Annotated in this window: 23 protein-coding genes, 1 pseudogene and 1 riboswitch; of the genes and pseudogenes, 14 read left to right on the forward strand and 10 right to left on the reverse strand. The window is 37.8% G+C overall.

Going from position 1 to position 22,908, the window contains the following annotated elements; genetic code table 11:
• Positions 1–7 precede the first annotated feature (7 nt).
• The 6 genes from GQ598_RS00580 to GQ598_RS00605 form a co-directional block, all read right to left on the reverse strand.
• Entirely contained in the window at positions 8–1,150 is a 1,143-nt protein-coding gene (locus GQ598_RS00580) for an FtsX-like permease family protein (RefSeq protein ID WP_160401881.1), read from the reverse strand.
• Between the two features lie 17 nt (positions 1,151–1,167).
• Positions 1,168–2,454, reverse strand: coding sequence for an ABC transporter permease (locus tag GQ598_RS00585; protein WP_160401882.1), 1,287 nt, complete (start codon positions 2,452–2,454; stop codon positions 1,168–1,170).
• A gap of 22 nt (positions 2,455–2,476) precedes the next feature.
• Positions 2,477–3,736 carry a Fe-S-containing protein gene (locus tag GQ598_RS00590; RefSeq protein WP_160401883.1) on the reverse strand — a complete coding sequence of 420 codons (1,260 nt, stop codon included), beginning with the start codon at positions 3,734–3,736 and terminating at the stop codon, positions 2,477–2,479.
• 95 nt (positions 3,737–3,831) lie between these two features.
• Positions 3,832–4,395, reverse strand: a complete 564-nt coding sequence (locus GQ598_RS00595; protein ID WP_091346214.1) for an iron transporter — start codon at positions 4,393–4,395, stop codon at positions 3,832–3,834.
• Between the two features lie 84 nt (positions 4,396–4,479).
• Entirely contained in the window at positions 4,480–5,682 is a 1,203-nt protein-coding gene (locus GQ598_RS00600; RefSeq protein WP_160401884.1) for an FTR1 family protein, read from the reverse strand.
• A 16-nt stretch (positions 5,683–5,698) separates the two neighbouring features.
• Positions 5,699–6,331 carry a nitroreductase family protein gene (locus GQ598_RS00605; RefSeq protein ID WP_160401885.1) on the reverse strand — a complete coding sequence of 211 codons (633 nt, stop codon included), beginning with the start codon at positions 6,329–6,331 and terminating at the stop codon, positions 5,699–5,701.
• 216 nt (positions 6,332–6,547) lie between these two features.
• Here GQ598_RS00605 and GQ598_RS00610 point away from each other — a divergent pair, with 216 nt between their 5' ends.
• The 13 genes from GQ598_RS00610 (at position 6,548) to thiD (ending at position 18,575) form a co-directional block, all read left to right on the forward strand.
• On the forward strand, positions 6,548–7,990 hold the full coding sequence (locus GQ598_RS00610) for an LTA synthase family protein (protein ID WP_160401886.1): 1,443 nt from the start codon (positions 6,548–6,550) through the stop codon (positions 7,988–7,990).
• Between the two features lie 9 nt (positions 7,991–7,999).
• Complete coding sequence (locus GQ598_RS00615; RefSeq protein WP_160401887.1) at positions 8,000–8,623, forward strand: LysE family translocator; 624 nt, start codon at positions 8,000–8,002, stop codon at positions 8,621–8,623.
• Positions 8,624–8,790: 167 nt separating this feature from the next.
• Positions 8,791–9,753 (forward strand): arabinose-5-phosphate isomerase GutQ, encoded by a 963-nt coding sequence (gutQ, locus tag GQ598_RS00620; protein ID WP_160401888.1) that lies wholly within the window; start codon positions 8,791–8,793, stop codon positions 9,751–9,753.
• A gap of 186 nt (positions 9,754–9,939) precedes the next feature.
• Positions 9,940–10,461 carry a shikimate kinase AroK gene (gene aroK, locus GQ598_RS00625; protein ID WP_091346226.1) on the forward strand — a complete coding sequence of 174 codons (522 nt, stop codon included), beginning with the start codon at positions 9,940–9,942 and terminating at the stop codon, positions 10,459–10,461.
• Between the two features lie 70 nt (positions 10,462–10,531).
• On the forward strand, positions 10,532–11,371 hold the full coding sequence (locus GQ598_RS00630; RefSeq protein WP_160401889.1) for an SPOR domain-containing protein: 840 nt from the start codon (positions 10,532–10,534) through the stop codon (positions 11,369–11,371).
• A gap of 48 nt (positions 11,372–11,419) precedes the next feature.
• Complete coding sequence (locus tag GQ598_RS00635) at positions 11,420–12,241, forward strand: Dam family site-specific DNA-(adenine-N6)-methyltransferase (protein ID WP_160401890.1); 822 nt, start codon at positions 11,420–11,422, stop codon at positions 12,239–12,241.
• A 38-nt stretch (positions 12,242–12,279) separates the two neighbouring features.
• Positions 12,280–12,957, forward strand: coding sequence for a ribulose-phosphate 3-epimerase (gene rpe, locus GQ598_RS00640; RefSeq protein WP_160401891.1), 678 nt, complete (start codon positions 12,280–12,282; stop codon positions 12,955–12,957).
• Positions 12,950–13,645, forward strand: a complete 696-nt coding sequence (locus tag GQ598_RS00645; protein WP_160401892.1) for a phosphoglycolate phosphatase — start codon at positions 12,950–12,952, stop codon at positions 13,643–13,645. Before rpe ends, GQ598_RS00645 begins: the two co-directional genes overlap by 8 nt.
• A gap of 23 nt (positions 13,646–13,668) precedes the next feature.
• Positions 13,669–14,664: a tryptophan--tRNA ligase gene (gene trpS / locus GQ598_RS00650; protein WP_160401893.1), complete on the forward strand. Its 996-nt coding sequence runs from the start codon at positions 13,669–13,671 to the stop codon at positions 14,662–14,664.
• Between the two features lie 108 nt (positions 14,665–14,772).
• Positions 14,773–16,134, forward strand: coding sequence for a Trk system potassium transporter TrkA (gene trkA / locus GQ598_RS00655; protein WP_160401894.1), 1,362 nt, complete (start codon positions 14,773–14,775; stop codon positions 16,132–16,134).
• Between the two features lie 39 nt (positions 16,135–16,173).
• Positions 16,174–16,275, forward strand: a riboswitch (TPP riboswitch).
• 54 nt (positions 16,276–16,329) lie between these two features.
• Positions 16,330–17,115, forward strand: coding sequence for a hydroxyethylthiazole kinase (gene thiM / locus GQ598_RS00660; protein ID WP_160401895.1), 786 nt, complete (start codon positions 16,330–16,332; stop codon positions 17,113–17,115).
• 12 nt (positions 17,116–17,127) lie between these two features.
• Positions 17,128–17,769 carry a thiamine phosphate synthase gene (gene thiE, locus GQ598_RS00665; protein WP_160401896.1) on the forward strand — a complete coding sequence of 214 codons (642 nt, stop codon included), beginning with the start codon at positions 17,128–17,130 and terminating at the stop codon, positions 17,767–17,769.
• 11 nt (positions 17,770–17,780) lie between these two features.
• Complete coding sequence (gene thiD, locus GQ598_RS00670) at positions 17,781–18,575, forward strand: bifunctional hydroxymethylpyrimidine kinase/phosphomethylpyrimidine kinase (RefSeq protein WP_160401897.1); 795 nt, start codon at positions 17,781–17,783, stop codon at positions 18,573–18,575.
• Between the two features lie 72 nt (positions 18,576–18,647).
• Here thiD and GQ598_RS00675 read toward each other — a convergent pair whose 3' ends face one another.
• A complete protein-coding gene (locus GQ598_RS00675; protein WP_160401898.1) occupies positions 18,648–19,103 on the reverse strand; it encodes an STY0301 family protein in 456 nt (151 codons plus the stop codon).
• 50 nt (positions 19,104–19,153) lie between these two features.
• On the reverse strand, positions 19,154–19,360 hold the full coding sequence (locus GQ598_RS00680; RefSeq protein WP_091346246.1) for a heavy-metal-associated domain-containing protein: 207 nt from the start codon (positions 19,358–19,360) through the stop codon (positions 19,154–19,156).
• 125 nt (positions 19,361–19,485) lie between these two features.
• Here GQ598_RS00680 and GQ598_RS00685 point away from each other — a divergent pair, with 125 nt between their 5' ends.
• Positions 19,486–20,430 carry a hypothetical protein gene (locus GQ598_RS00685; RefSeq protein WP_160401899.1) on the forward strand — a complete coding sequence of 315 codons (945 nt, stop codon included), beginning with the start codon at positions 19,486–19,488 and terminating at the stop codon, positions 20,428–20,430.
• A 665-nt stretch (positions 20,431–21,095) separates the two neighbouring features.
• On the opposite strand, the gene GQ598_RS00690 is transcribed toward GQ598_RS00685, so the two are convergent.
• Positions 21,096–22,682, reverse strand: coding sequence for a hypothetical protein (locus GQ598_RS00690; RefSeq protein ID WP_160401900.1), 1,587 nt, complete (start codon positions 22,680–22,682; stop codon positions 21,096–21,098).
• Between the two features lie 142 nt (positions 22,683–22,824).
• A pseudogene (locus tag GQ598_RS00695) lies at positions 22,825–22,908 on the reverse strand (IS5/IS1182 family transposase); the annotation flags it as partial.

Raw genomic sequence — 22,908 nt, forward strand, 5'->3', positions numbered from 1 at the left:
TTATATCCTATTCACCACGTAAAACTAACGCTGGTTCAACCTCAAGTGCACGTTTTACCGGAATTAAACACGCAATCACCGTGACTATCGCCGAAATAATAATGGTGACTGGGATTAGATAAAACTCAATAATAATTGAACGACCAAATACATTGGTACTGATGATTTGCGCAAAAATAAATCCACAAATAGCCCCAATCATGCCCCCAACGATACCTAAAACTAATCCTTCGGCTAAAAACTCTTTTGCGATACTTTGGTTAGTTGCCCCGATTGCTTTTTTAAGACCAATCTCTTTGCGACGCTCCATGACCACAGTCATCATGGTGGTGGCAACACAAATCATAGTTAGTATTAATACAACAAAAGTGACTAAATAAAGTAACGAGGATAATTTACCAAGTACTAGAGTTTCGGATTTTGTCACCCATTTAATCAAATGAGGATCGATTGTGCTGGATTGTTGTTTGAGTGTCTCAATATACTGCTGTAACTCAAGTTCAGTTGCCGTAATACTCACTTCGACTACTTCGGCTTGTTCTCTTTCTTCAAATAACTGTTCTAAATCATGTAAGTCAATAAAAATAAAACCATCTTCAGAGCGCCCTGTTTTGACAATGCCGGTGACTTTCAGGTCCTCATCAAAACGTGAGTCTTGTTTAGATTTACCCGAAATGGTCACAGGGCTACCAATGGTTAACTTAGCGAAATTAGCAATATCGGTACCAATCATTATTTCATGTGGATTTTGTGGCAACGTACCTTCAATATGCCAATAAGGACTGGTTTTAGTTACTTGCTTAAAGTCTGTTCCCACAATAGTATAAGGGTGTTGATTACTGCGAATTGACTCATAACGAAACGGGGTCACGCCAAGTAATTTATCTTTTGGCAAAAAACTCACCGCCTTATTAACATCCGTCATTGCCACCGTTGGCTGATTATTAGCAGGTAACAATAGAAGATTAGCACCATAAGAACGGAACTCTTGCCCCATTTGCCGTGGTATATCATAACAAAGCGTGATCATACCAAGGAGCACAGTTGCGCCAATTGCAACACCAAGCAAAGCAATAGCAATGCGAGAACGGCGGCGGATAAGTGAACTAAACACCGTTTTAATAATAAAGCGTCTATTTTTATTCATCATGATAGTGACCTTTCACCTTATCGACCATGCAGCACATTTGTTGGACGTAAAAACATCATAATACGCAATGCTGGTAAGCTACCTAGCAAGGTGATCAAGCTAACCATAATTAGGACTAAAGGCACAATGATCATTTTAGGCTGAACAAACGATCCAAATACGGTATGACCAATGATTTGCGCAAAGCCAAGCCCAATAAAGTAACCAAAAAAACCACCAAGTAAGGCAATAATTAAGATCTCAGTTAATATTAACATCGCAACCGCCGTATTGGTTGCGCCAAGCGCTTTTAATAAACCAATTTCGGTACTACGCTCAATAACATTAGCTGTCACCAAATTCGAAATCGCCAATGCCGAACAAATCAACGATAAGATAGTCAGCAATAACATTAATAATTGTGTTTTTTGTAATATTGCACCTTCAGATTCAGCCACTTGCATAATAGCTTTGACTCTAACATCAGGCATTAATTCTTCAAGTTGATAAGCTATTGAACTGATATAAGCGGTACAATACCATGTGTCCCACTCGGTTCTAGATAAGCTATTCGGATCTTGCGCCGCTTTGCGCGCTAATTCGTTTTCGGGGGTGGTTAATGCACTCACCTCAACACGCTCAACCAGCCCTTTTTTATTGGCAAGATCTTGTGCAACAGGTAACGATACATAAATTTGAGCATCTTCTACGCCCCCGCTATGAAAAATATTATTCACTGTCAGAGTAAGCTTTTTGTTGTTTTGCATTGAGATAATATCTATCGTATCACCTAGCTTTAAATTCCACTGTTTCGCAACAGTTTCACCTACCATCACACCTTGTAAATTGTCATCGGTCATGGGCTTACCGTCAATTGTCCACCACGATTTCATAGCTAACATGCCCGTATCAACCTGATCGCCAGTTGGTATGTTAAGATGTTTATTAAACCAAGTGCCCACCACCGTAATTGGCTTATCATGAAAGGTCGCTTGAGTTGTTAGAAAAGGCGCAAAATCAACGATATTATAGGCCCAAAATATCATCTTAATTTTGACAAGCTCATCTTGCTTAATATACTGTAAAGCTTGCCCTTTATCATTGCTATCAAGTTGATACATTTCACTAATTACAGAACTACCACGAGGAACGATATTAAGATTAGCGCCATAGGCTTTTAACTCTTGGTTCACTTTATCCCCCACGTCAAACATCACATTTAACATGGCGGTGGCAAGCGAAACGCCCAAAGCAACCGTTAAGGCAATAAGAAAGAGTTTCTTTTTTTGGTGCACTAATACACTAAGTAACATTCTGCGAAACATAACCTATTCCTTTTAATACGCTTTATTTGAAACGACTTTTTTCTGCTTCAAGATTCGCAGGGCGAATCACCATATTGCCGTCAATAATTTCGTATTTAAGTGGGACAGGGTTACACCCACCCGAAAATCCAATCGTTGCAATATTCATAACTACATCACACAAACTACATACCACTTGATTACCGCGTTGGTAGTAACCACTTGCACCACAAATATCACAAGCATCAAATCCAACACCATAAGCATTTTCGCTTTTTTTGATAATAATAAAGCGAACTAGAGTACCATCCGTTGTTTTATAACCATAACGATGTAAATTACCATCGTTCACTTGATCAAGGGGAATAACAATTAAGCCATGGGCATTAGTGGTCACTGGCTCAGCTGGTGTAAGCTCTACCCCTTTTTCAAAAATATAACGCGCACGCGTTACAGTATAAGCAGTGATTACGGTACCCGCCATAATCATTAAGGCACTTCTTCTATTGCTGTGTAATTGCGCTTTTAGTTTGCGAATTTGAGCTGGATTACTACCCACTAACGAGGTTGTTTTAGACTTGATATATAAAGCAATGGCTAAACAAAGCACAATAGCCATAAAAATAAAGATAAAAAAGTTAACATGTCCAAGAATGAAAATAACCAACTTCATCATCCAAGGCTGTGTTGAAATAAAACGTCTAACAATTAAAATTTGTAAAATATTAATGCTATTTTGAATAGCAAAAATAATAATCGACAATGCAGTAATGGTAAAAACAAATTTAGTCGACAATCGACCACAAGCACGATAAACAAACAGCCCCGTTAACAAAATAACCAGCAGAGCAAACCCATAGCCTACCCACTTAAATAAGTAGTCATGATTAAAGATAGAATCCATACCAACTGCAAATTCGAACGGATAAAGCATTAAATTAGGTAAATATTGAGCACTGATCGAGCCAATACCTACTACAAATAGCACTATCAATACAGCATTGCCAACACGTCCAATGCAATTATCAGTAGATTTTTGTAAACAAATACCTATTACAACGGGTACAGCAATAATAACCCAAGGTATAATTACCCCGAGATCATAAAATTCACGAACAGCAAAACCCGTATTGCGTTTTAAAACGGCATAGACTAAGGCAGCAACAAATCCTACTATAAAACCGAATAAAATAATTTTTTTACTATGATTAGGTATTGATTTCACAACTACTGCACTAAGTAGTGCCATCATCATGGCCGGAACGAAAGTATTATCGGTAATATTGATAAGGTATTGAAGCATATTCATTGCCTAGTGATTACAAATGTTATTGGTGAGCATAATGCTCACCAATAATTGACTATTAAATATAATTATATTTAGTGTTTAAAACACAATTACCATGCACGTGGAATATAATCAAAGTCCCAAGAAACTTCAATCGGTTTAGTCCAAAAGCGACCTTCTACCCCTGTTTCTTTATCAACGTGTAATAAATAACCTTGTTTTTCAGGATTTTCAATCGTAAACGTGACTTTATATTTACCTGCACCATCAAGTTTAATATTATTACCATAGTGAGGGCCATCCGATGCGTTCATTGGCATAAAGTTACCTTCGATCGCTTTATCGCTACCTTCTTTTTGTATTTTATACTTAACGGTCAAATAAGGGACAAAATCACCAACGCCATAACCTAATTTATTACCTTCTGCAGCAGAGATATCTGCTTCAATATGCATATCTGATTTTGAAGCTGGCAAACCACCCATTCCAGCCGGTTCCATATCAACAGGTTGGAAATAAACTGCGCCAATATGTAATGGACCAACAGTGACTTCATCACCGATTGGGAACTCTTCAAAACCTTTTTGTTCACCTGGCGCCGGCGCTGCTGCGTGAGCAAACGAAGATAACGCAAGTATTGAAGCAATACCCGCCGATAATACTAATTTTTTCATTGAAAACTCCTTCACTTTCTTTTTAACAACTTTTTTAACGAATATTCCTAAAGGCTTGTCTCTATTTTATTGGTGGCAAATCCGTTAACTCTTATAATTTTTATGACTACGCTTAAATGTGTAATATATAACTGCAAACGCCACAATAAACACCATAATGACTTGTGGAATTAATGTCTCTAGTGTTGGATAAATACCTAAAATCTCAACAGAATGAACAAAATCAACAGGAGTAACCGAAATAATATCAGCCTCTTGCAACTCTTTCACTCCACCACCAGCAAAAGCAATTGCCATAACATACATTAATATACTAGTACCAATAAAGAATGGTTTAATCGGCAGTTTCATTGAGCCAAAACGAATCACCATAAAAATCACTGCCAACACAATTGTTCCAACGGCTAGTCCATACCAAACCTTATCCATATGATCTTGAGCATCAACTAACATGGCTTGATAAAATAAGATCGTTTCAGCACCTTCTCGAAAAACAGCTAAAAAAGCGGCAAAACCTAATGCAAAACGACTTCCTGATGAAATTGCTGTTTGCACTTTACCTTGGACATAACTCTTCCACGCTTCAGCTTCGGCTTTAGAAAACATCCAGTTACTAATAAAAAACAACACCACTGTTGCAAGTAACATTGCCGAACCTTCTATAATTTCTTGATTAGCACCACTGATTGTAATTGCAGATCGAAGTGCTATCGCAGCAAATACACTGGCAAAAACAGCAGCAAGTGAACTCATATAAACTACTTTCACCATTGGCATATTCCCAGAACGAACAAGATAAGCTGAAATTGCTGCAATGACTAAAATCGCTTCTAAGCCTTCTCGGAATATAATAATAAATGAAGCAAAGAAAACGCCCCAACCACTCTCTTTTTTGCCATCCAATTCGTTAGCGTCTTCATGCAACATTTTTAAAATTGTATCTATCTCAACACGAACAGCTTTATTTGGTGCACCATCACTCATCAACCGCTTAATTTTAGCAAATTGATATTCAGTATCAGTGCCACGCTTACCCGAAATATAAGACATAACAGCACGCTCTACTCCGTGCTTTTCATAAAAGCCAAAATAGGCATTATTAACACGAGCTTTGGCACGCTCAACATCTTTCATAAAATAGATATCATAAGCGTCATTTAAAATGACATCCATTTCACTAATAATGGCATTCCAACTTTCATATTTTTTTTCTACCGCATAAGACGATGGTGCAAAGGCCATCAAGCTTGCAATAAGAAGCAAAGTAAGTGTAATAAATCTTTTCATATCCCGTTATTACCTCTTATTTTCCTAATAAAAGCATACCAAGTGGTTTACTGCCTTCGGGTAATTCTAGCTCTTGGATGATGACGTCTGGTTTAATAGAATGAATATAACGGGCGCTTAATTTCAACGCTGTCGCAGCTAGATAGGCATTTTGACTCATTGCACCAACAGCTGTGTAACTAAAGTTAGTAATTTGTTCTGGATTGATATCCGTAAATGCACGCGCATCTGACACAAAAATCAACGAATAAGCCGCTCGCTTAGTAAAATTTTGTAAACCAATATCAGCACGAATATCTTTGTTATTAATTTCTTTTAAATAATGTCCTTCCCACTCATATAAAAAAGTGCCCTTTTCACCGGCAACATAAATTCGTACGTAAGGAGAATTACCATTAGCCATTGGCACAGTCCAACCATTTTTGCCTCGGTTTAAACCACTTGCCGCCCAAAGCACAGTTGAAAGTTCATCATCAGCCACTTGACCAACAGGGAAACCGCCTCCGGGCGTTGAAGAGCGCTTTTTCAAACTTTCAAACAAACTCATGCCATCTCTAGTTTGTGGTGTTGGTAATGTAATATCGGCATAACAAAAAGAAAAGCAAAATAAAGATAAAATGGCAATGACTTTCCGTATAAAACACGGCATAGCAACCCCTGACATTATAATAATGGACTAGGGATATCTTATTGCGAATGACATCAATTATCAACATCAAATAGTAACAATTATCATTTTTCCCCATAGTAACACTATTTTTATTGGCATTTTATAATACGAAATTAACCGATATTTTTATTTTTTTGCGCATTAAGTATATACTTAAGCAAAATTGATTCTTGAGTAAATTGAGTAACACATTTTATGCCATTATCAACACTGATTGTTTTACCACTTTTTATTATCGCAATTGTTTTTGCCACATTTTTTAAACAAAAAAAGTGGCAATTTTTAAGCATAACATTATTCACGGTCTTTATCGTAATGGAGCTCACTTCTATCTACTTTAGTGGTGGCTTTATTGATTATCAGTTTTATGTGAATTTAAACGTTAATGACATTATTGAAGGGCTATTTATTTTCAAATTACAAGCTGCTTTGGTTATTGTCGTCTTTTTTACCCTTATTTTTTTGCTATCAAAACTAGCGAATTGGTGCAAACGAAAATGCCCTTTAATTGTTCGTTTATTATTAGCCGTTGTAGCAATTGTATCAATTAGTTATCACAATGGACCACTAAGCCGTTTATACGAAATTTATCAAGTGACAAGTGCCCCTCGTAAGCCATTTGATCAAGCGTTACAATCACTCAACATGACTAACTATACTAATAAAAATCAGCTTGTTAGCCATCAGGGTAAAAATATTATTGTGCTATCTTTAGAATCGTTTGAACAAGGCTTTTTTGATTTTGACAACATAACGCCTAATTTACGACAACTTCGCCAAGATTATACCTTTTTTGCCAATATGCCAATGAGCCCTGGTAGCAGTTGGACTACCGCATCGATGTATACTTATATGACTGGTATGCCTTTTTTAATTGGCGGCTACACCACATCGCCATTAATGCGTGCAGATAAAACAAACTTAGTCAGTTTGGGAGATGTGCTTAAACAAGCGGGGTATCAAACCCGTTATGTAATGGCAAGCCCCGATTTTGCTGGCATTGGCCATACTGCGGAGCTGTTTGGTATGCAAGTTATTTCCGAAAAAAACTATGTTGGGCAATATCCACCAGCACCTTTTGGATTGTATGACAAAGATATTTTTGATGTTGCGCAAAAACAAATTGGCGAAATGCGCCAAGCAAACAAACCCTTTGCTTTGTTTGTTTCGACTGTTTCAACCCATGCACCAAATGGTTTTGATGATGAAAGAATGCGATCGGTTATTTCCCCCAAAGCAGATAACATGTCGTTTGTTGCAGCATCGTTAGATCATAACTTAGGACTTTTCATCCAACATTTAAAAGATGCAGGTATTTTAGAAGATACGGTATTTTACATTTTTCCAGATCATTTAATGATGGGTTCTGGCACACCAACAATCAATCGTCTTTCACAAAAAGAACGCAAACTTTATTTATTAACAAATGCACGCACACAAGATCTACAAAAAACGCCTGATCAGACCATTTATCAAATAGATTTGCCGCGTTTAATTTTAAACGGCGCACAAATTGAAAGTAATGCCAAATTTTTGACTGATTATTTAACCAAGCCTAATTTTGATAAAAAACAGTTTATTGAACAAAATAAATCCAATATTGCAACGATCAATAACTCAGCACAAGTGTTCAAATAGGCGTACAAAATGGCATTTGATACATTAATTTTAGTCGCTACGATTAGTTTTTTAGGTATGATATCGCCTGGACCTGATTTCTTTTTGGTGTTAAAAAACAGCTTGAGTTATAACCGCAAAATGGCATTACTCACCTGTTTAGGCGTAATTATTGCCATCTTGGTTCATATGAGCTATTGTGTTGCAGGCATTGCAGTGCTTATCACCGCCACACCGCTACTTTATAATGCTTTACGTTATGCGGGTGCTGCTTACCTAATATGGCTTGGTATAAAGGCACTAATTGCCTCAAAACCAAATACGACCTATATAGGTAAACAACAAACAAAACAATCAATTTCAGAAAAATCAGCCTTTATGCAAGGTTTTTTATGTAATTTACTTAATCCTAAAGCAACGTTGTTTTTTTTAGCTACCTTTACTCAAGTACTTAATGCAGAATCATCAACATTTGATAAACTCATCGTTGCCTTGATTATTTGGATTGAAGCTATATTTTGGTGGCCTTTTGTCGTGTTGATTTTTCAAACACAAAGCGTACAACGCCGTTATTTTAAAATTCAATTTATCATTGATAAATTACTAGGTGTCATTTTAATAACACTGGGAATAAAAGTCGCTTTAGGGTTTTAGATTATTAAACAATAATAAGTAGATATTGATACTAAAATGCACACTTTTTTGAATATTCAACCGTTAATTGTTAAACTGGTATCAATTGAAATTTTATAATCGTTTTACCCTTATTAACGGGTTATAAATTCACGGAACACTTATTTTCATTCGATAGGCTAATTGAAATGGATAAATTATTACAATATGGTCGAGAGCTTCTTGAATTAGAGATACACGAAGCGCAAAAATTACCTGATCGACTAGGCAACGATTTTGTTAACGCATGTCAGCTTATTTTAAACACCAAAGGCAAAGTGGTTGTTTCAGGTATTGGAAAGTCTGGTCACATAGGTAAAAAAATTGCCGCTTCATTAGCAAGTACCGGTAGTCCAGCTTTTTTTATGCATCCATCGGAAGCCTTACATGGCGATTTAGGGATGGTTACACCAAACGATGTAGCCGTTTTAATTTCTTACTCAGGCCGAGCCAAGGAATTTAATTTAATTTTACCTATTCTTGCCGAAATGAATGTACCGGTTATTGCTATTACTGGGGGATTAGATTCGCCACTAGCAAAATCAGCTCAAGCCATTCTTGATATTTCAATTGAAAAAGAAGCTTGCCCAATGGGACTTGCGCCGACATCAAGTTCAACCAACACATTGTTAATGGGTGATGCACTTGCTATCGCTGTAATGCGTGCACGGGGCTTTAAAGAGGAAGATTTTGCACGCTCTCACCCTGCTGGTAGCTTAGGAGCCAAATTACTTAACCATGTGAGAGATGTAATGCGTACCGGCGATCGAATTCCGAAAATTTCACAAACTGCAACAGTATTTGATGCTATGCTAGAATTAAGCCGTACAGGTGTGGGGTTAGTTGCAATTTGTCAAGATAACAATAAAATAATTGGCGTATTTACCGATGGTGATTTACGTCGATTATTATTAAAAAATGGTACATTACAAGATAGCATTATGGAAGTTATGACCAGCCCTGGACATCGCATCCCTGAAAATTGGAAAGCGGTTGAAGCACTAAAATCATTTAATGATCATAACATTACCGCAGCTCCCGTTGTTAACAGCGAAGGCGAATTAGTAGGCGCTTTAAACATCCATGATTTGCACCAAGCGGGTATTAACTAAAACTATTGATAAATACCTATTGCCAAAAGGTGCTATCTATTGAGATAATTACCGACCTAAATTTTTGTCGTTAGACGGAGATCCAAGAAAAGTTACACAGTGATAACGCGAATAACACTATAAAGTTATAGCGCATTGATATTGTGTTGTATATTTTAACCAAAATTAATAGATGATGAAACTACAATGGCAGAAAAGCGAAATATCTTTCTAATTGGCCCAATGGGGGCAGGAAAAAGCACAATAGGCCGACAAATTGCACAACAGTTAGGCATGGATTTTTTTGACTCAGATCAAGAGATTGAAAAACGTACAGGCGCTGATATCGCATGGATTTTTGATCTAGAAGGGGAAGAAGGATTCCGTGCCAGAGAAGAAAAAGTCATTAATGAATTGACAGAAAAACAAGGCGTCGTTCTTGCGACGGGTGGAGGTTCTGTCTTATCTAAAGAAACACGCAATAGATTATCCGCTCGTGGAATTGTTGTCTACCTTGAAACAACAATTGAAAAGCAAATGGCAAGAACACAAAAAGATAAACGTCGCCCACTATTACAAGGTAGTAACACCCCGCGTGAACTTTACGAAGAGCTAGCCGATAAACGCGAACCACTTTATGAAGAAATTGCCGATATTACAATTAAGACTGATGAACAAAGTGCCAAAGGTGTTGCTGGTTATATCATTGATCAAATAGAGCAAATTTAAACCATCATTTTCACTTACGATGGCAAGTTATAGCAAGGCAATGAACCTACTAATAGGTTAAGGAGTAGAAATGCGTGTAGATAGAGAAGATCGTTATATATCTGAACAACCTAATAAAGGCGCTATACTCTCATCAAAATTACCAAAATTGCTACAAGATTGTTTTAAGAAAAAGCGCATTCTACTTGGTCTGGCAGTTGTCATTATTCTATTATTGGTTAGTCTAATTTTGTTTCGCTCTTCAAACAAAAATGAACCAACACCATTAGCGCCACCAGAAATTAATGGTGTTGAAGGAGCGCAAGTACCAAATGACTCCGTTACACATGGACAAGATGATATGTCCATGAATACGGAACAAACCAACTCAGAACAAAATGCAGAGCCAAACACACAAGGTAACAAGCAAAGTTCCGAAATACCTAATGATGTAAACCATAATTTAAATTCAAATGGCAATCCAAAAGATAGACCAGAGGTACCAACCAATCCGGTTATACCACCATCCAATACAAATGGTGTTGCCAATTCAAATAACATTAAAGCAAATCCGACTAAAACTAGAGAAGATAAAGTCAACATCAATGGAAAAACATCTCATCATAAACCTGATAAAAATGTAACTACGACAAATAATTTAAAGCTAAAAGATAACAGTTATAGCATACAGCTTACAGCATCTAAATCAGCTGATGGACTAAAAAAATTTATTAACCAACATAAAATAACTAATTACCAAATTTATGAAACTAAACGTAATAATGAAAAATGGTATATTTTAATAAAAGGCAATTACTCATCATCTGAAGAAGCACATAAAGCAATCAAGTCTTTACCAAGTGCACTACAAAAAGACAAACCATGGGTTAAATCTGGTGCAACAATTAATAAAGAAAAAGCAGCAAAATAATCAAGGATATCGTTTATTTATCCGAGCAAAGACAAACAGGAGTATCCGTTGAAGAAGCGACGAGCCTTTTTAAAATGGGCTGGAGGAAAATATGAGCTTGTAGACACAATTAAACGGTATCTACCAGAAGGCGATCAACTGATTGAACCTTTTGTCGGCGCTGGCTCCGTGTTTTTAAATACTAACTACAAAAGTTATATTTTAGCGGATATCAATCATGACTTAATTTCATTATTTAAATTATTACAATCTAGTCCTGATAACTTTATTCATGACCTTAGATTGCTATTTACTGCTCAAAATAACCACCCTGATGCATTTTATCAGTTGCGTGATGTATTCAATGGTAGTCAAGACCAATATTTTAGATCACTTTTATTTGTCTATTTAAATCGACATTGTTACAACGGTCTATGCCGTTACAATAATAGGGGACTCTTTAACGTACCATTTGGACGTTATAAAACCATTTATTTTCCTGAAAAAGAACTCTACTTTTTTGCAGAAAAAGCGCAAAGGGCCCAGTTTATTTGTGCACCTTATTACGAAGTAATGAAGCAAGCAAAACAAAATTCAGTAATTTATTGTGATCCGCCCTATATATCCCCAAATGAATCAGCGGGTTTTACAGCTTACTATTCAAATATATTTGGATTTGAAGAGCATAAAAACTTATCAAAATTAGCCGAAACCATGGCATATAAAAAAAATATACCAGTGCTAGTGTCTAATCATTATACTGATTACACGATGACCCTTTACAGCAAAGCAAGTCAACTATATCGAGCAGAAATGCGACGCTCAATTAGTTGCGCAGGTGAAGGTCGCAAAAAAATCGATGAGATTTTAGCATTATATAAAAAGCCATAAACAGGCTTAACTATAATGAAAGTTATTAGAGGTAGGTTATGAAAAAATACATTATTGCGCCATCAATATTATCAGCCAATTTTGCTCGTCTTGGTGAAGACACTCAAAAAGTGCTTGATGCAGGGGCCGATGTTATCCATTTTGATGTCATGGATAACCATTTTGTACCAAACCTAACAATGGGAGCCATGTTTTGTAAAGCACTGCGAGAATATGGCATTACTGCACCTATTGACGTCCATTTAATGGTATCACCGGTTGAAGAACTCATCACCGCTTTTGCCAAAGCAGGCGCAACCAACATATCAATTCATCCAGAAGCCACTGTACATTTGGATCGTTCATTACAGTTAATTAAAGATCATGGTTGCACAGCCGGTATTGTACTCAACCCAGCAACACCGCTTGATTGTCTAGATTATATTATGGATAAAATTGACATCATTTTACTTATGAGTGTTAATCCAGGCTTTGGTGGGCAATCGTTTATACCTTCCACCATCAAAAAAATACAACAAGTAAAACAGCGTATTATAGAGTCTGGGCGCGATATTCGTTTAGAAGTTGATGGCGGAGTAAAAGTCGAAAATATTGCAGAAATAGCCAAAGCCGGTGCAGACATGTTTGTTGCTGGATCAGCTATATTTAACCAACCGAATTATAAAGCTGTTATTGATGCAATGCGTAAAGAGTTAGCAGGAGTGACACATGCATAAACTAAATGACATTCAAGCAATCGCCTTTGATTTAGACGGTACCCTTGTTGATAGCGTACCGGGGCTTGCACTAGCGGCACAAAAAATGTTGTCCGACTTAACCTTACCGACAATCAGCAACGAACAGATCAAAAACTTTGTAGGTAATGGTATTGATATTATGTTGGAACGGGTATTTAATGCAATTGGCACCACGCCTTCTGGCGAACTTTTTTCAAAAGCAAAAAACCTTTTCAATCAACATTATAATAAAGTAATGGATGCCGAAACCAAGTTATTCCCTCACGTCAAAGCAACCTTAAAAACACTGCATGACAGCCAATACCCATTGGCATTAGTCACCAATAAGCCGGCACAATTTTTGCCAGCCTTACTGACTTCTTTAGGTATAAAAGAGTACTTTTCATTAGTACTTGGTGGGGGTGATGTCATTAAATTAAAGCCACACCCAGCACCTTTATATCAAGTTATGGCAACCTTTGGATTGTTTAGTGATCAACTCCTATTTGTTGGTGATTCTAAAAACGACATCACTGCAGCACAAAATGCCAATTGCCCAACCGTTGCATTAAGCTATGGCTATAACTATGGTGTTTCGATTGCTACCAGCAATCCTGATTTTTTATTGGATGATTTTAAAGAGATATTAACATTATTACCTCAGCCAAAAGCTGATGCAAAAAAATAATTAGCATAAATTAGGAACAAATTATGAGTAAACCGATTGTATTTAGTGGCGCTCAGCCATCAGGAGAACTAACACTTGGCAACTATTTAGGTGCGTTAAAAAATTGGGTGGCTCTGCAAGGTGAATATGATTGCGTTTATTGTATCGTCAATCAACATGCAATCACTGTACGCCAAGATCCCAACAAACTACGCAAAGCCACATTAGATACACTAGCGCTTTATTTAGCTTGCGGTATTGACCCAAAAAAGAGCACTATTTTTGTACAATCACACGTCCCAGCACATGCCGAATTAGGCTGGGCATTAAATTGTTACACCTATTTTGGCGAACTCAGCCGTATGACCCAATTTAAAGATAAATCGTCTCGTCATTCTGAAAACATCAATGCCGGTTTATTTGATTACCCAGTACTGATGGCTGCCGATATTTTGCTTTATCAAGCAAACTTAGTACCTGTGGGCGACGATCAAAAACAACATCTTGAATTATCGCGTGATATTGCTATGCGCTTTAATGCACTTTATGGCGATATTTTTACTATTCCAGAACCATTTATTGCCAAAGTAGGCGCGCGCGTTATGTCATTACAAGAACCAACAAAAAAAATGTCCAAATCAGATGAAAACCGCAATAACGTCATTGGCTTACTTGAAAATCCTAAAGAGATCGAAAAGAAAATCAAACGAGCAATGACCGATTCTGACGAACCACCAGTGGTACGTTACGACATAAAAAATAAAGCTGGCGTTTCAAACCTGCTTGATATTTTGACCGGTGTCACAGGTAAACCGATCGCCGAACTTGAAAAAGAGTTTGAAGGTAAAATGTATGGCCATTTAAAAACCGAAGTAGCAACGCAAGTCATTGACATGCTAACCACCTTGCAAACCAAATATCATGAGTATCGTGATGACGAAAGTTACTTATTTTCAATTATGCAAGAAGGTGCCGAAAAAGCACGCTCAAAGGCCGAACCAACATTGAAAAAGGTCTATGATGCAATCGGTTTCGTATAATTGCCAAATCAATAACGGATTATTACTAAAAATAAAACAGTATGCAATGGCTTTAATAGACTAAGAAAATTGGCAATAATTAAAGCCATGTAAATATACGGATTAGTTATGAAGATTATTATTCTCGGTGCAGGACAAACAGGTAGTGCGCTTGCTGAATATCTAGTTACCGAAAAACAAAACGATGTCACAGTGGTTGATGAAGACCATGATAAATTACAATCACTACAAGAACGTTTTGATTTACAGGTGATTTGTGGTAAATCGTCCTATCCACAAGTGCTCAAAGACGCAGGCGCTGAATCAGCCGATATGCTTGTTGCCGTTACTAATTCTGACGAAATCAACATGATAGCCTGCCAGATTGGGCATGTGATGTTTAACATTCCACAAAAAGTAGCACGTATTAGAGAGCCTGAATACAATGACGAAAATTACCCCTGCTTCAAAAAAAACTGCATAAACATCGATCATATTATTGCCCCAGAAAACCTTATCACTAATCATATTAGCCAATTAGTACAATATCCGGGTTCGCTACAATTTGCATCTTTTTATGACAATCGAGTCTGTTTGGTGGCTGTTACCGCCTATTATGGCGGTGCTTTAGTTGGCAGTGAACTTTCTGGGCTTAAAGAGCACTTACCCCATGTTGAAGCACGGGTTGTCGCAATTTATCGCAAAAATCGCTTTATACGTCCACTAGCATCAACCCTAATTGAAGCCGGTGATATGGTTTATTTCATCACCCCACCAGTTAATATCAAAGCTGTGACGAGTGAGTTACAACGCTTAGAAAAGCCTTATAAACGAATCATCATTAGTGGCGGTGGTGGAGTGGCAGTCACTTTAGCAAAGCGTTTAGAAAATGACTATCAAGTAAAATTAATCGAACGCAATGCCGAACGTGCCGAATTAATTGCTGAGCAACTTACTAATACCACAGTTCTGCACGGAGAATCATCGGATCAAGAATTGCTTTCACAAGAACAAGTTGAACTTACTGATCTGTTTATTGCTGTCACCGGTGATGATGAGTCCAATATCATGTCATCCATGCTAGCCAAAAGGATGGGGGCTAAAAAAGTGATTGTGTTGATTCAACGCCAAGCCTATCTTGAACTGATTAATGATAGTGTGATTGATATTGCAATTTCCCCACAACACGCCACCATTTCAGAGCTACTAAGCCATGTAAGACAAACTGGCGTTGTTAAAGTCGTTTCATTAAGACAAGGTGAATCCGAAATTGTCGAAATTGTTGCCAATGGTAATAGTGAAACATCAAGACTAGTTGGAAAAAATATTAACAGCTTAAAAATACCTTCAGGTGCAACCATTGGGGCGGTAGTCCGTGGTGAGGATGTCATTATTGTCAATACCGATCTAACTATTGAAGACAACGATCACCTTATCATCTTCTTACCAGATAGAAAGGCAATTACCGACATCGAAAAATTATTACAATAACTTGTTAAAAATAGATAGTCAGTTCATAATAACCAAATAAATTTTGACTCGGGGTGTTTTTTGTTTCAACAAAAAACTGAGATTTTACCCGTTGAACCTGATCTGGATTATGCCAGCGTAGGGAAGTCTAAGCCATCAAATCACAAAATTGGCCAATTCTTCCCAACATGCAAAGATAATAAGGAAGAAATAAATATGCCAGCAGTCAAATCATTCCCAACTAACCAAGCAACCTCTTTTATCCACCACGTTAAACAACAACGCCCGCTAGTGCATTGCATAACTAATGATGTAGTCCAAAATTTTACCGCTAATATACTACTCGCTATTGGCGCATCACCGGCAATGGTTGTTGCCGAGCAAGAAGTTGCTACATTTGTTACCATTGCCGATAGTTTACTGATTAATATTGGCACCGTTCACAGCAATATAGCAACAAGCATGTTATTAGCTGCGACTAAAGCTCAGCAAACACAAACACCATGGGTACTCGATCCCGTCGCTGTAGGACCTGCACTTAATTATCGTACTGAAATTGCATATCAATTATTATCATTAAAACCAACGGTAATACGTGGTAATGCCTCAGAAATATTAGCACTAAATGGTCAAAACTCATCGGCAAAAGGGCCTGACGGTCAAGACTCAACCCAATCAGCTTTAAACGCAGCCAAAGAGCTTGCGCAAAAATATCAAACTATCGTTGCAATGACAGGAGATATCGATTACATCACCGATGGCAACATCATCTATAACATAACAGGTGGTGATATAGCGTTAACAAAAGTGACTGGAACAGGATGTTCGTTATCCGCCATAGTAGCAGCCTTTATAGCCAATTCGCCTGACATTTTATCTGCTACCGCCTCGGCATGTTTTATGATGAAAAAATCCGCTGAACTTGCCAACAAACAGCAAGGATTAGGTACCTTTGCGGTATCCCTATTAGATCAACTCTCACTATTTAATCCATCACTTTAATAAGGATAGAAGATGAAAAAACAACTGGATTTAACGCTTTATTTAGTGCTCGATCCACTACTCTGTGGTGGTATTAGTGGTATGGTCAATACAACAAAAATTGCAGTCAAAAACGGCGTAACCGCTATACAGTTAAGATCAGAAAAAGAACTGGCAGGTAAAGATTGGTATCAAGCCGCATTAGCATTGAAAGAAGCACTAAGTGATACACCTATCCCACTATTTATAAATGATCATGTGGATATTGCTTTAGCAGTTAATGCCGATGGCGTACATATTGGACAAAGTGATTTACCTGCCGATGTCACTCGCCAACTCATAGGCAAAGATAAATGGTTAGGGCTTTCAATATCTAATCGCCAACAACTTGATACCACTCCTTGGCAACTGATTGATTATATTGGTATTGGTCCTATATTTCCAACAACAACCAAAAAAGATGCAACGGCCGCACTGGGAACCGAACAGTTAACCAAGTTAGTAGAACTAAAGCAGCGCCCTGCTGTTGCCATTGGTGGTATTGATGAAAACAATGTAACTAATGTCATCCAAACAGGCATTGATGGTGTTGCAGTGGTTTCCGCTATTTGTGGCAAAAAAGATATTCAACAAGCAACGTTATCGCTTATTAACAAAATCAAGCAAGCTAAATAGGAAATACTATTATGACAACAATTGCATTAACCATTGCTGGATCTGACCCTAGCGGTGGCGCAGGTATTCAAGCCGATTTAAAAACCTTTTCTGCAATCGGCGCTTATGGCATGTCGGTCATTACGGCCTTAACGGCACAAAGTACACAAGGGGTTGATGCGGTATTAGCGATCTCGCCAGAATTTATTGAAGCCCAATTTAATACGCTTTATCAAGATATTCAAATTGATAGCGTAAAAATGGGCATGCTGATGAATAAAGAGATAGTCACAACCGTCCACCACCTGCTAAAAAGCAATCCAATCCCGATCATCGTATTAGACACCGTCATGGTCGCCAAAGGGGGGCATTCGCTCCTAAAACCTGACGCCATCACAGCCATTCGCGAACTTTTACTACCCCTAGCAACCATCATCACTCCCAATCTACCAGAAGCCGCCGCGCTACTTGATTGTGACGAAGCAAAAACTGAAGATGACATGCAAAAGCAAGGGCATGAATTACTCAAGTTAGGCTGTAAAGCGGTATTAATGAAAGGAGGACATTTGCTCAGCAATGAAAGCCCTGATTATTTAATCACTCAAAATAACACAGTTAAAATAACCGCCCCACGCATTCAAACAAAAAACACCCACGGCACTGGTTGCACATTATCCGCAGCGATTGCCGCATTATTACCTAAAAACAGCTTGCCAGATGCAATAGCCCAAGCCAAAAATTACCTACACGGCGCAATTAGTCATGCTAACGATTTAAATATAGGGAAAGGGATTGGACCAACGCACCATTTTTACCGCTGGTGGTAATCGCACAATAAACAGGCTAAGTGGGATTTGAGTTATCGGCTATTACATATAACAACAAATCCCATATTTTAACTAATACAAGTCCTTTGCTTCACTTGTGCTACAGGTAAGTGTCCCTTTTTTTCCTTGTTCATTTTTAGAGTAGTCAGCCCAACAACTTTTCATTGATAAATCAATTTTTTTTATTAACTCAATTCTGCTTGTACTGTAAGCGCAACTGACATAATAAGGTTCAACGTCTGTATGGTGATTAACTTCCCATATTAACTCATGTTTCTTACCATCAACCGTTCCTTTTGCTGGTTTTAAAGCCCCCATTCTAGAAGGATTATCATAATAAACAATCATGCTATGAAAAGAGCTACTCAGACTATCTTTCTCAAAAACCTCCCATCCTTCGGGCATTTTTTCTACTTTTTCTTTAACGTCGATTTTTTGTGGGCACTCAATCTGATAAGCATTAACAAAAAAAACCGCACCAAACCAAACTACGACAGCTATTGTCATACTCAATATTTTTTCTTTCATATTATATATCCTGCTAATAATAGCAATATAAATAACGAGATAAAAACTCGCTAAGGTGTCACAATCCTAACAAAGTCATAGCCAGCGTTGTTAACAGCATCAATTACGGCTTCTTGAGAGATAGTACTATTTGCAATATCAACTTCGTGCTTGATTAAATCAACAGTCACCTTTGCCTTTGGATCGATATCATTGATCGCTTTTGTTATTGCTTTAACACAATGTTGACAACTCATATTATCGACGATTAATTTCATAGATTCTCGCTACTTTTACTGGTTATAGTCTTAATAAAAATTTACATAAAAAAAACTAAAATTACTACAATTTTATCCATAATATGATAGCATCATATTTCAATCAACACTTATAACAAATCATTATGATGAAGAAAATAAAATATTGTTTATTATTAACTTTAAGCTTAACCCTTGTGGGTTGTTTTGGTGCTAACCAATCTAGTATCAACCGTTGGATTGACAATCCTACTGCTAACGAAATAAAAGTCACTATTGATGGTAAAGAATTAACTATTCCAGCCAAATCAGGTATTAATTATACATTTGAATACGGCAAACATACCTTATCGTATAATAATGACGACTTCAATTTTGTCGTAAAACCGGCTCAATTTGGCGAATTAGGTCTTATTAACCCAACACAAAGTAACTATTACTTATACACAGTCATCTATTCAACCTCTGAGATGAATGATGAACAATACGAAAAGATCTTAAGAGAAAACAGAGAAATAAATAGCATCCCAGCCATTATTGATGGTAAAGAGCAAGAAATAGAAATGCCAGCAAAATTAATCAATGATGTATTTATTGAACACAGCCAATATCATTGGGATTATTCTTATGATCAGCCTTTCCCAAAAGAAATAACTCAAGACCTAAAATTAAAGAAAAACCAATCTTATCAACAACGTTATAGAAAATTATATCGTGAAAGCGACTTTATTGAATTCTTAAAAGAAGATGAACAAGAAGACATTAGCTTCCCTTACAATCCTAAAAAGTTCAGCGAGATAAGCCAATATGTTATTCCTAAGATTGACTTAAATAACATAAAATGCGAAGCCGGTCGCCAATATATGGAAGGCCTGTTAAATGATTGGAATCATCTTATGACATTAAAAGGTAGTGATTTTACAAAACCATACGACAATTTGGCATCAAATGATGCAATGGCTAAAAGCTATGGTTCAGAAGACAAATGTACAGAAGCAAACGATCCTGAGAAAACTTATAGCAAAGAATTGAGGCAATTCGTTGATGCTCTCAGAAATACTCGCGATGTTAACTTTTATGTAGTTAAATAGTATTGGTGATATTATTTTACTGGAAAGAGGCTGCTTTGCAGCCTTTTTTTTTGTTTTTGGGTAAAGATTGTTAAATAAAAAAACCCAATAAAATCAATACCTTTTCTGACCGTTTTTTGGATTTAATTGTATTGATTTTTAATACAAAAACAACTCAAAAAAACACCAAAGGTTATGCTGTCTGTCTTATTCCGGCATCAGAATGTGCCGACAACAGAGCGAGGTTAGCACGCCAAACAGGGATGTTTGGCGAGGCTATTCTCCGTCTGGAACGGATAATAGCCGGTGCGTTAAGACCGAGCGCCGGCGTCGGGTAGCCGCAGGCCACATTCTGACGCCAAGCGTGCGATTGCAAAGGGAATTCGCTTTAATTCCCTTTGCTCGGACGTGGTCACGATAGCTATTTTGTCCACCCAAGGTCAAAACGTCCGAAACCTTGCTGTACTATAAATAGACCACAAATTTAAACCGGCTACAGCGTAATCACTAGAATTGCCGGCCACGCTTTCAGCGTTGGGGGGGTGACGCGATGGTGGCTTCGCAACAGCGCAACTCTAAGGGAAAATGCCCCAACTGATGCAGGGGCTTTATTCTTTGTTAGATTATCCTCTATCTGCACCATAACCGCCCCCGCGGCCTAAGGATTAAGGAATAAGATATAAAAGCTAAGGTGCGATGCAAACAGCGTAATGGCGACGGCTGACACTGTAGCTGTCAACGTTGCCGTAGAACGAGTTGGCAGTGAACCGGTTGTCGCTTGTCCAATAGGCGCCGACGAAGCCCGTATCAGCGTAGCGGGACATGCAGCCCCACTCCGCGAAAAAACCAGCACCTATGTAACGCATGTAACGATTAACAGATGAACTAGGCGTGCCGCTATCTATACCATTTACACAAGGGAATGAAGAAGATATACCACACTTCGCGTTAGTTAAATCACTTACCCGTGCCAAACGATAACCCAAACTGCTACACCAAGATATTTGGTTAGACTGTGTATCCTGTTTATTAACCCGATTGACGAACCACTGCTTTAACACAAATCCATACTTCACCTCATTACTATTACTATCCCTACCAACCAACTCAAAGGTCTGTGGCAAAGATGGCAACGGAGTAAGCGGACTAGGATTACTTGAATTTATCTGAGTACTATTAGCCTTAGGACCGCTTAATGTTACCTTCGTCCCACTTGACGTCCAGTTGACTGTAGCTGTTATTCCACCACGAGTAACAGGAGACCACGTAAACCGACTTCCATCCACTCCTGCAGGCATCTCTAACTCAAAATACAACCCATCAGCACCCGTTGTAGGAAAATTTCGGTCGTAAGATGAAGAATCATTAGACTGAGTTAAAAAACCATTATGAAAATCCCATATGTCAGCTGGGCCGGCGGAATCGCCTGAGCCATAAGAAGTAATCGGCCTTGCGTGACTCACAAAGTAACAAACAACAGAACTACTGTCATACGGATTGATATAATATGTCACCGTCTGACCGCTAAAATCAGTCCTATTAGGAACTCCGTACCGTGTTTGTAAATATCCCCCTGTACTTCTTAAGGTTACCTTATAAGGAGCCTTACATTTATCTAATGCATCACTACGACTTACTGTATTACCATTATTATCCGTAAATGATACCGATATATTCCCTGATGCGGTAACTCCATTTGTACCCTGACCATCACCATCATCATCACGCCAATAATTATACCTAGTGACCAAATCACTTATACTCACTGAACTAACCGATGATGGGACTATCATGTCTATATGACTTAGAGTATTCCCTACATAAGGTAATCTTATTGGATTTGATACACTTGATGTATTAGTAGACGGCGTGATGACTTGACCATCCTGCAATTTGATAGACAACAAACTATCCGTTGATGTGGCCCTTGTTTGGCCACCATCAAACGTTAAATACGGGGCACTACCCTCTATTGTCCTTGAAGTACACGCCGTTAATGCCTGTGAACATGCCACAGAACTCTGTGTATATGACAGCAACAATGCCACGAAGAACAATGAGAATCCAGTTAATCTAAATAAGTTTGGTAATTTAGATAGAAAAGGTAAGCACCTTGACCTTGGCGATAACCCTGCCGGTAAAGTTGCCGATTTCGCTAAGCGAAATGACTTCGGTGATAAAAATAAGAACTGTATCTGATTTTGACTACAGCAAAACTGAAAAAGATTTAAGGCGCAGGTTTGGCAGGCCAGATACCATATCTGGTAACTCATTTCGATCACCCTGTCAATTAAAATTTTTTTATTTCGTTTTTTATAACCAGCTGCCCAACTAATGAGCATTCCATTGCTTTGTAAGCGATCAAATTATAACCTCTTGATTAGGGGCTGTTGATCTTTGCTGTACATAAATTGCTCAACAATACATTGGCAGCCACATTAACATAAATGCCAGTGATACCATACTGGCATAATTCCTTTCTAACTTATCGTATCTAGT

The organism is Gilliamella sp. Pas-s95 (assembly GCF_009795795.1).
Taxonomy (GTDB): domain Bacteria; phylum Pseudomonadota; class Gammaproteobacteria; order Enterobacterales; family Orbaceae; genus Gilliamella; species Gilliamella bombicola.

Coding starts and splice junctions, on each gene's coding strand:
- GQ598_RS00680 (WP_091346246.1), bottom strand. CDS start 19,360: ATGAAATTAATCGTCGATAATATGAGTTGTCAACATTGTGTTAAAGCA.
- rpe (WP_160401891.1), top strand. CDS start 12,280: ATGAAAAAATACATTATTGCGCCATCAATATTATCAGCCAATTTTGCT.
- GQ598_RS00630 (WP_160401889.1), top strand. CDS start 10,532: ATGCGTGTAGATAGAGAAGATCGTTATATATCTGAACAACCTAATAAA.
- trpS (WP_160401893.1), top strand. CDS start 13,669: ATGAGTAAACCGATTGTATTTAGTGGCGCTCAGCCATCAGGAGAACTA.
- thiM (WP_160401895.1), top strand. CDS start 16,330: ATGCCAGCAGTCAAATCATTCCCAACTAACCAAGCAACCTCTTTTATC.
- GQ598_RS00615 (WP_160401887.1), top strand. CDS start 8,000: ATGGCATTTGATACATTAATTTTAGTCGCTACGATTAGTTTTTTAGGT.
- GQ598_RS00600 (WP_160401884.1), bottom strand. CDS start 5,682: ATGAAAAGATTTATTACACTTACTTTGCTTCTTATTGCAAGCTTGATG.
- gutQ (WP_160401888.1), top strand. CDS start 8,791: ATGGATAAATTATTACAATATGGTCGAGAGCTTCTTGAATTAGAGATA.
- GQ598_RS00685 (WP_160401899.1), top strand. CDS start 19,486: ATGATGAAGAAAATAAAATATTGTTTATTATTAACTTTAAGCTTAACC.
- GQ598_RS00585 (WP_160401882.1), bottom strand. CDS start 2,454: ATGTTTCGCAGAATGTTACTTAGTGTATTAGTGCACCAAAAAAAGAAA.
- GQ598_RS00610 (WP_160401886.1), top strand. CDS start 6,548: ATGCCATTATCAACACTGATTGTTTTACCACTTTTTATTATCGCAATT.
- thiD (WP_160401897.1), top strand. CDS start 17,781: ATGACAACAATTGCATTAACCATTGCTGGATCTGACCCTAGCGGTGGC.
- GQ598_RS00590 (WP_160401883.1), bottom strand. CDS start 3,736: ATGCTTCAATACCTTATCAATATTACCGATAATACTTTCGTTCCGGCC.
- GQ598_RS00595 (WP_091346214.1), bottom strand. CDS start 4,395: ATGAAAAAATTAGTATTATCGGCGGGTATTGCTTCAATACTTGCGTTA.
- thiE (WP_160401896.1), top strand. CDS start 17,128: ATGAAAAAACAACTGGATTTAACGCTTTATTTAGTGCTCGATCCACTA.
- trkA (WP_160401894.1), top strand. CDS start 14,773: ATGAAGATTATTATTCTCGGTGCAGGACAAACAGGTAGTGCGCTTGCT.
- GQ598_RS00690 (WP_160401900.1), bottom strand. CDS start 22,682: ATGAGTTACCAGATATGGTATCTGGCCTGCCAAACCTGCGCCTTAAAT.
- GQ598_RS00605 (WP_160401885.1), bottom strand. CDS start 6,331: ATGCCGTGTTTTATACGGAAAGTCATTGCCATTTTATCTTTATTTTGC.
- GQ598_RS00645 (WP_160401892.1), top strand. CDS start 12,950: ATGCATAAACTAAATGACATTCAAGCAATCGCCTTTGATTTAGACGGT.
- GQ598_RS00580 (WP_160401881.1), bottom strand. CDS start 1,150: ATGATGAATAAAAATAGACGCTTTATTATTAAAACGGTGTTTAGTTCA.
- GQ598_RS00675 (WP_160401898.1), bottom strand. CDS start 19,103: ATGAAAGAAAAAATATTGAGTATGACAATAGCTGTCGTAGTTTGGTTT.
- aroK (WP_091346226.1), top strand. CDS start 9,940: ATGGCAGAAAAGCGAAATATCTTTCTAATTGGCCCAATGGGGGCAGGA.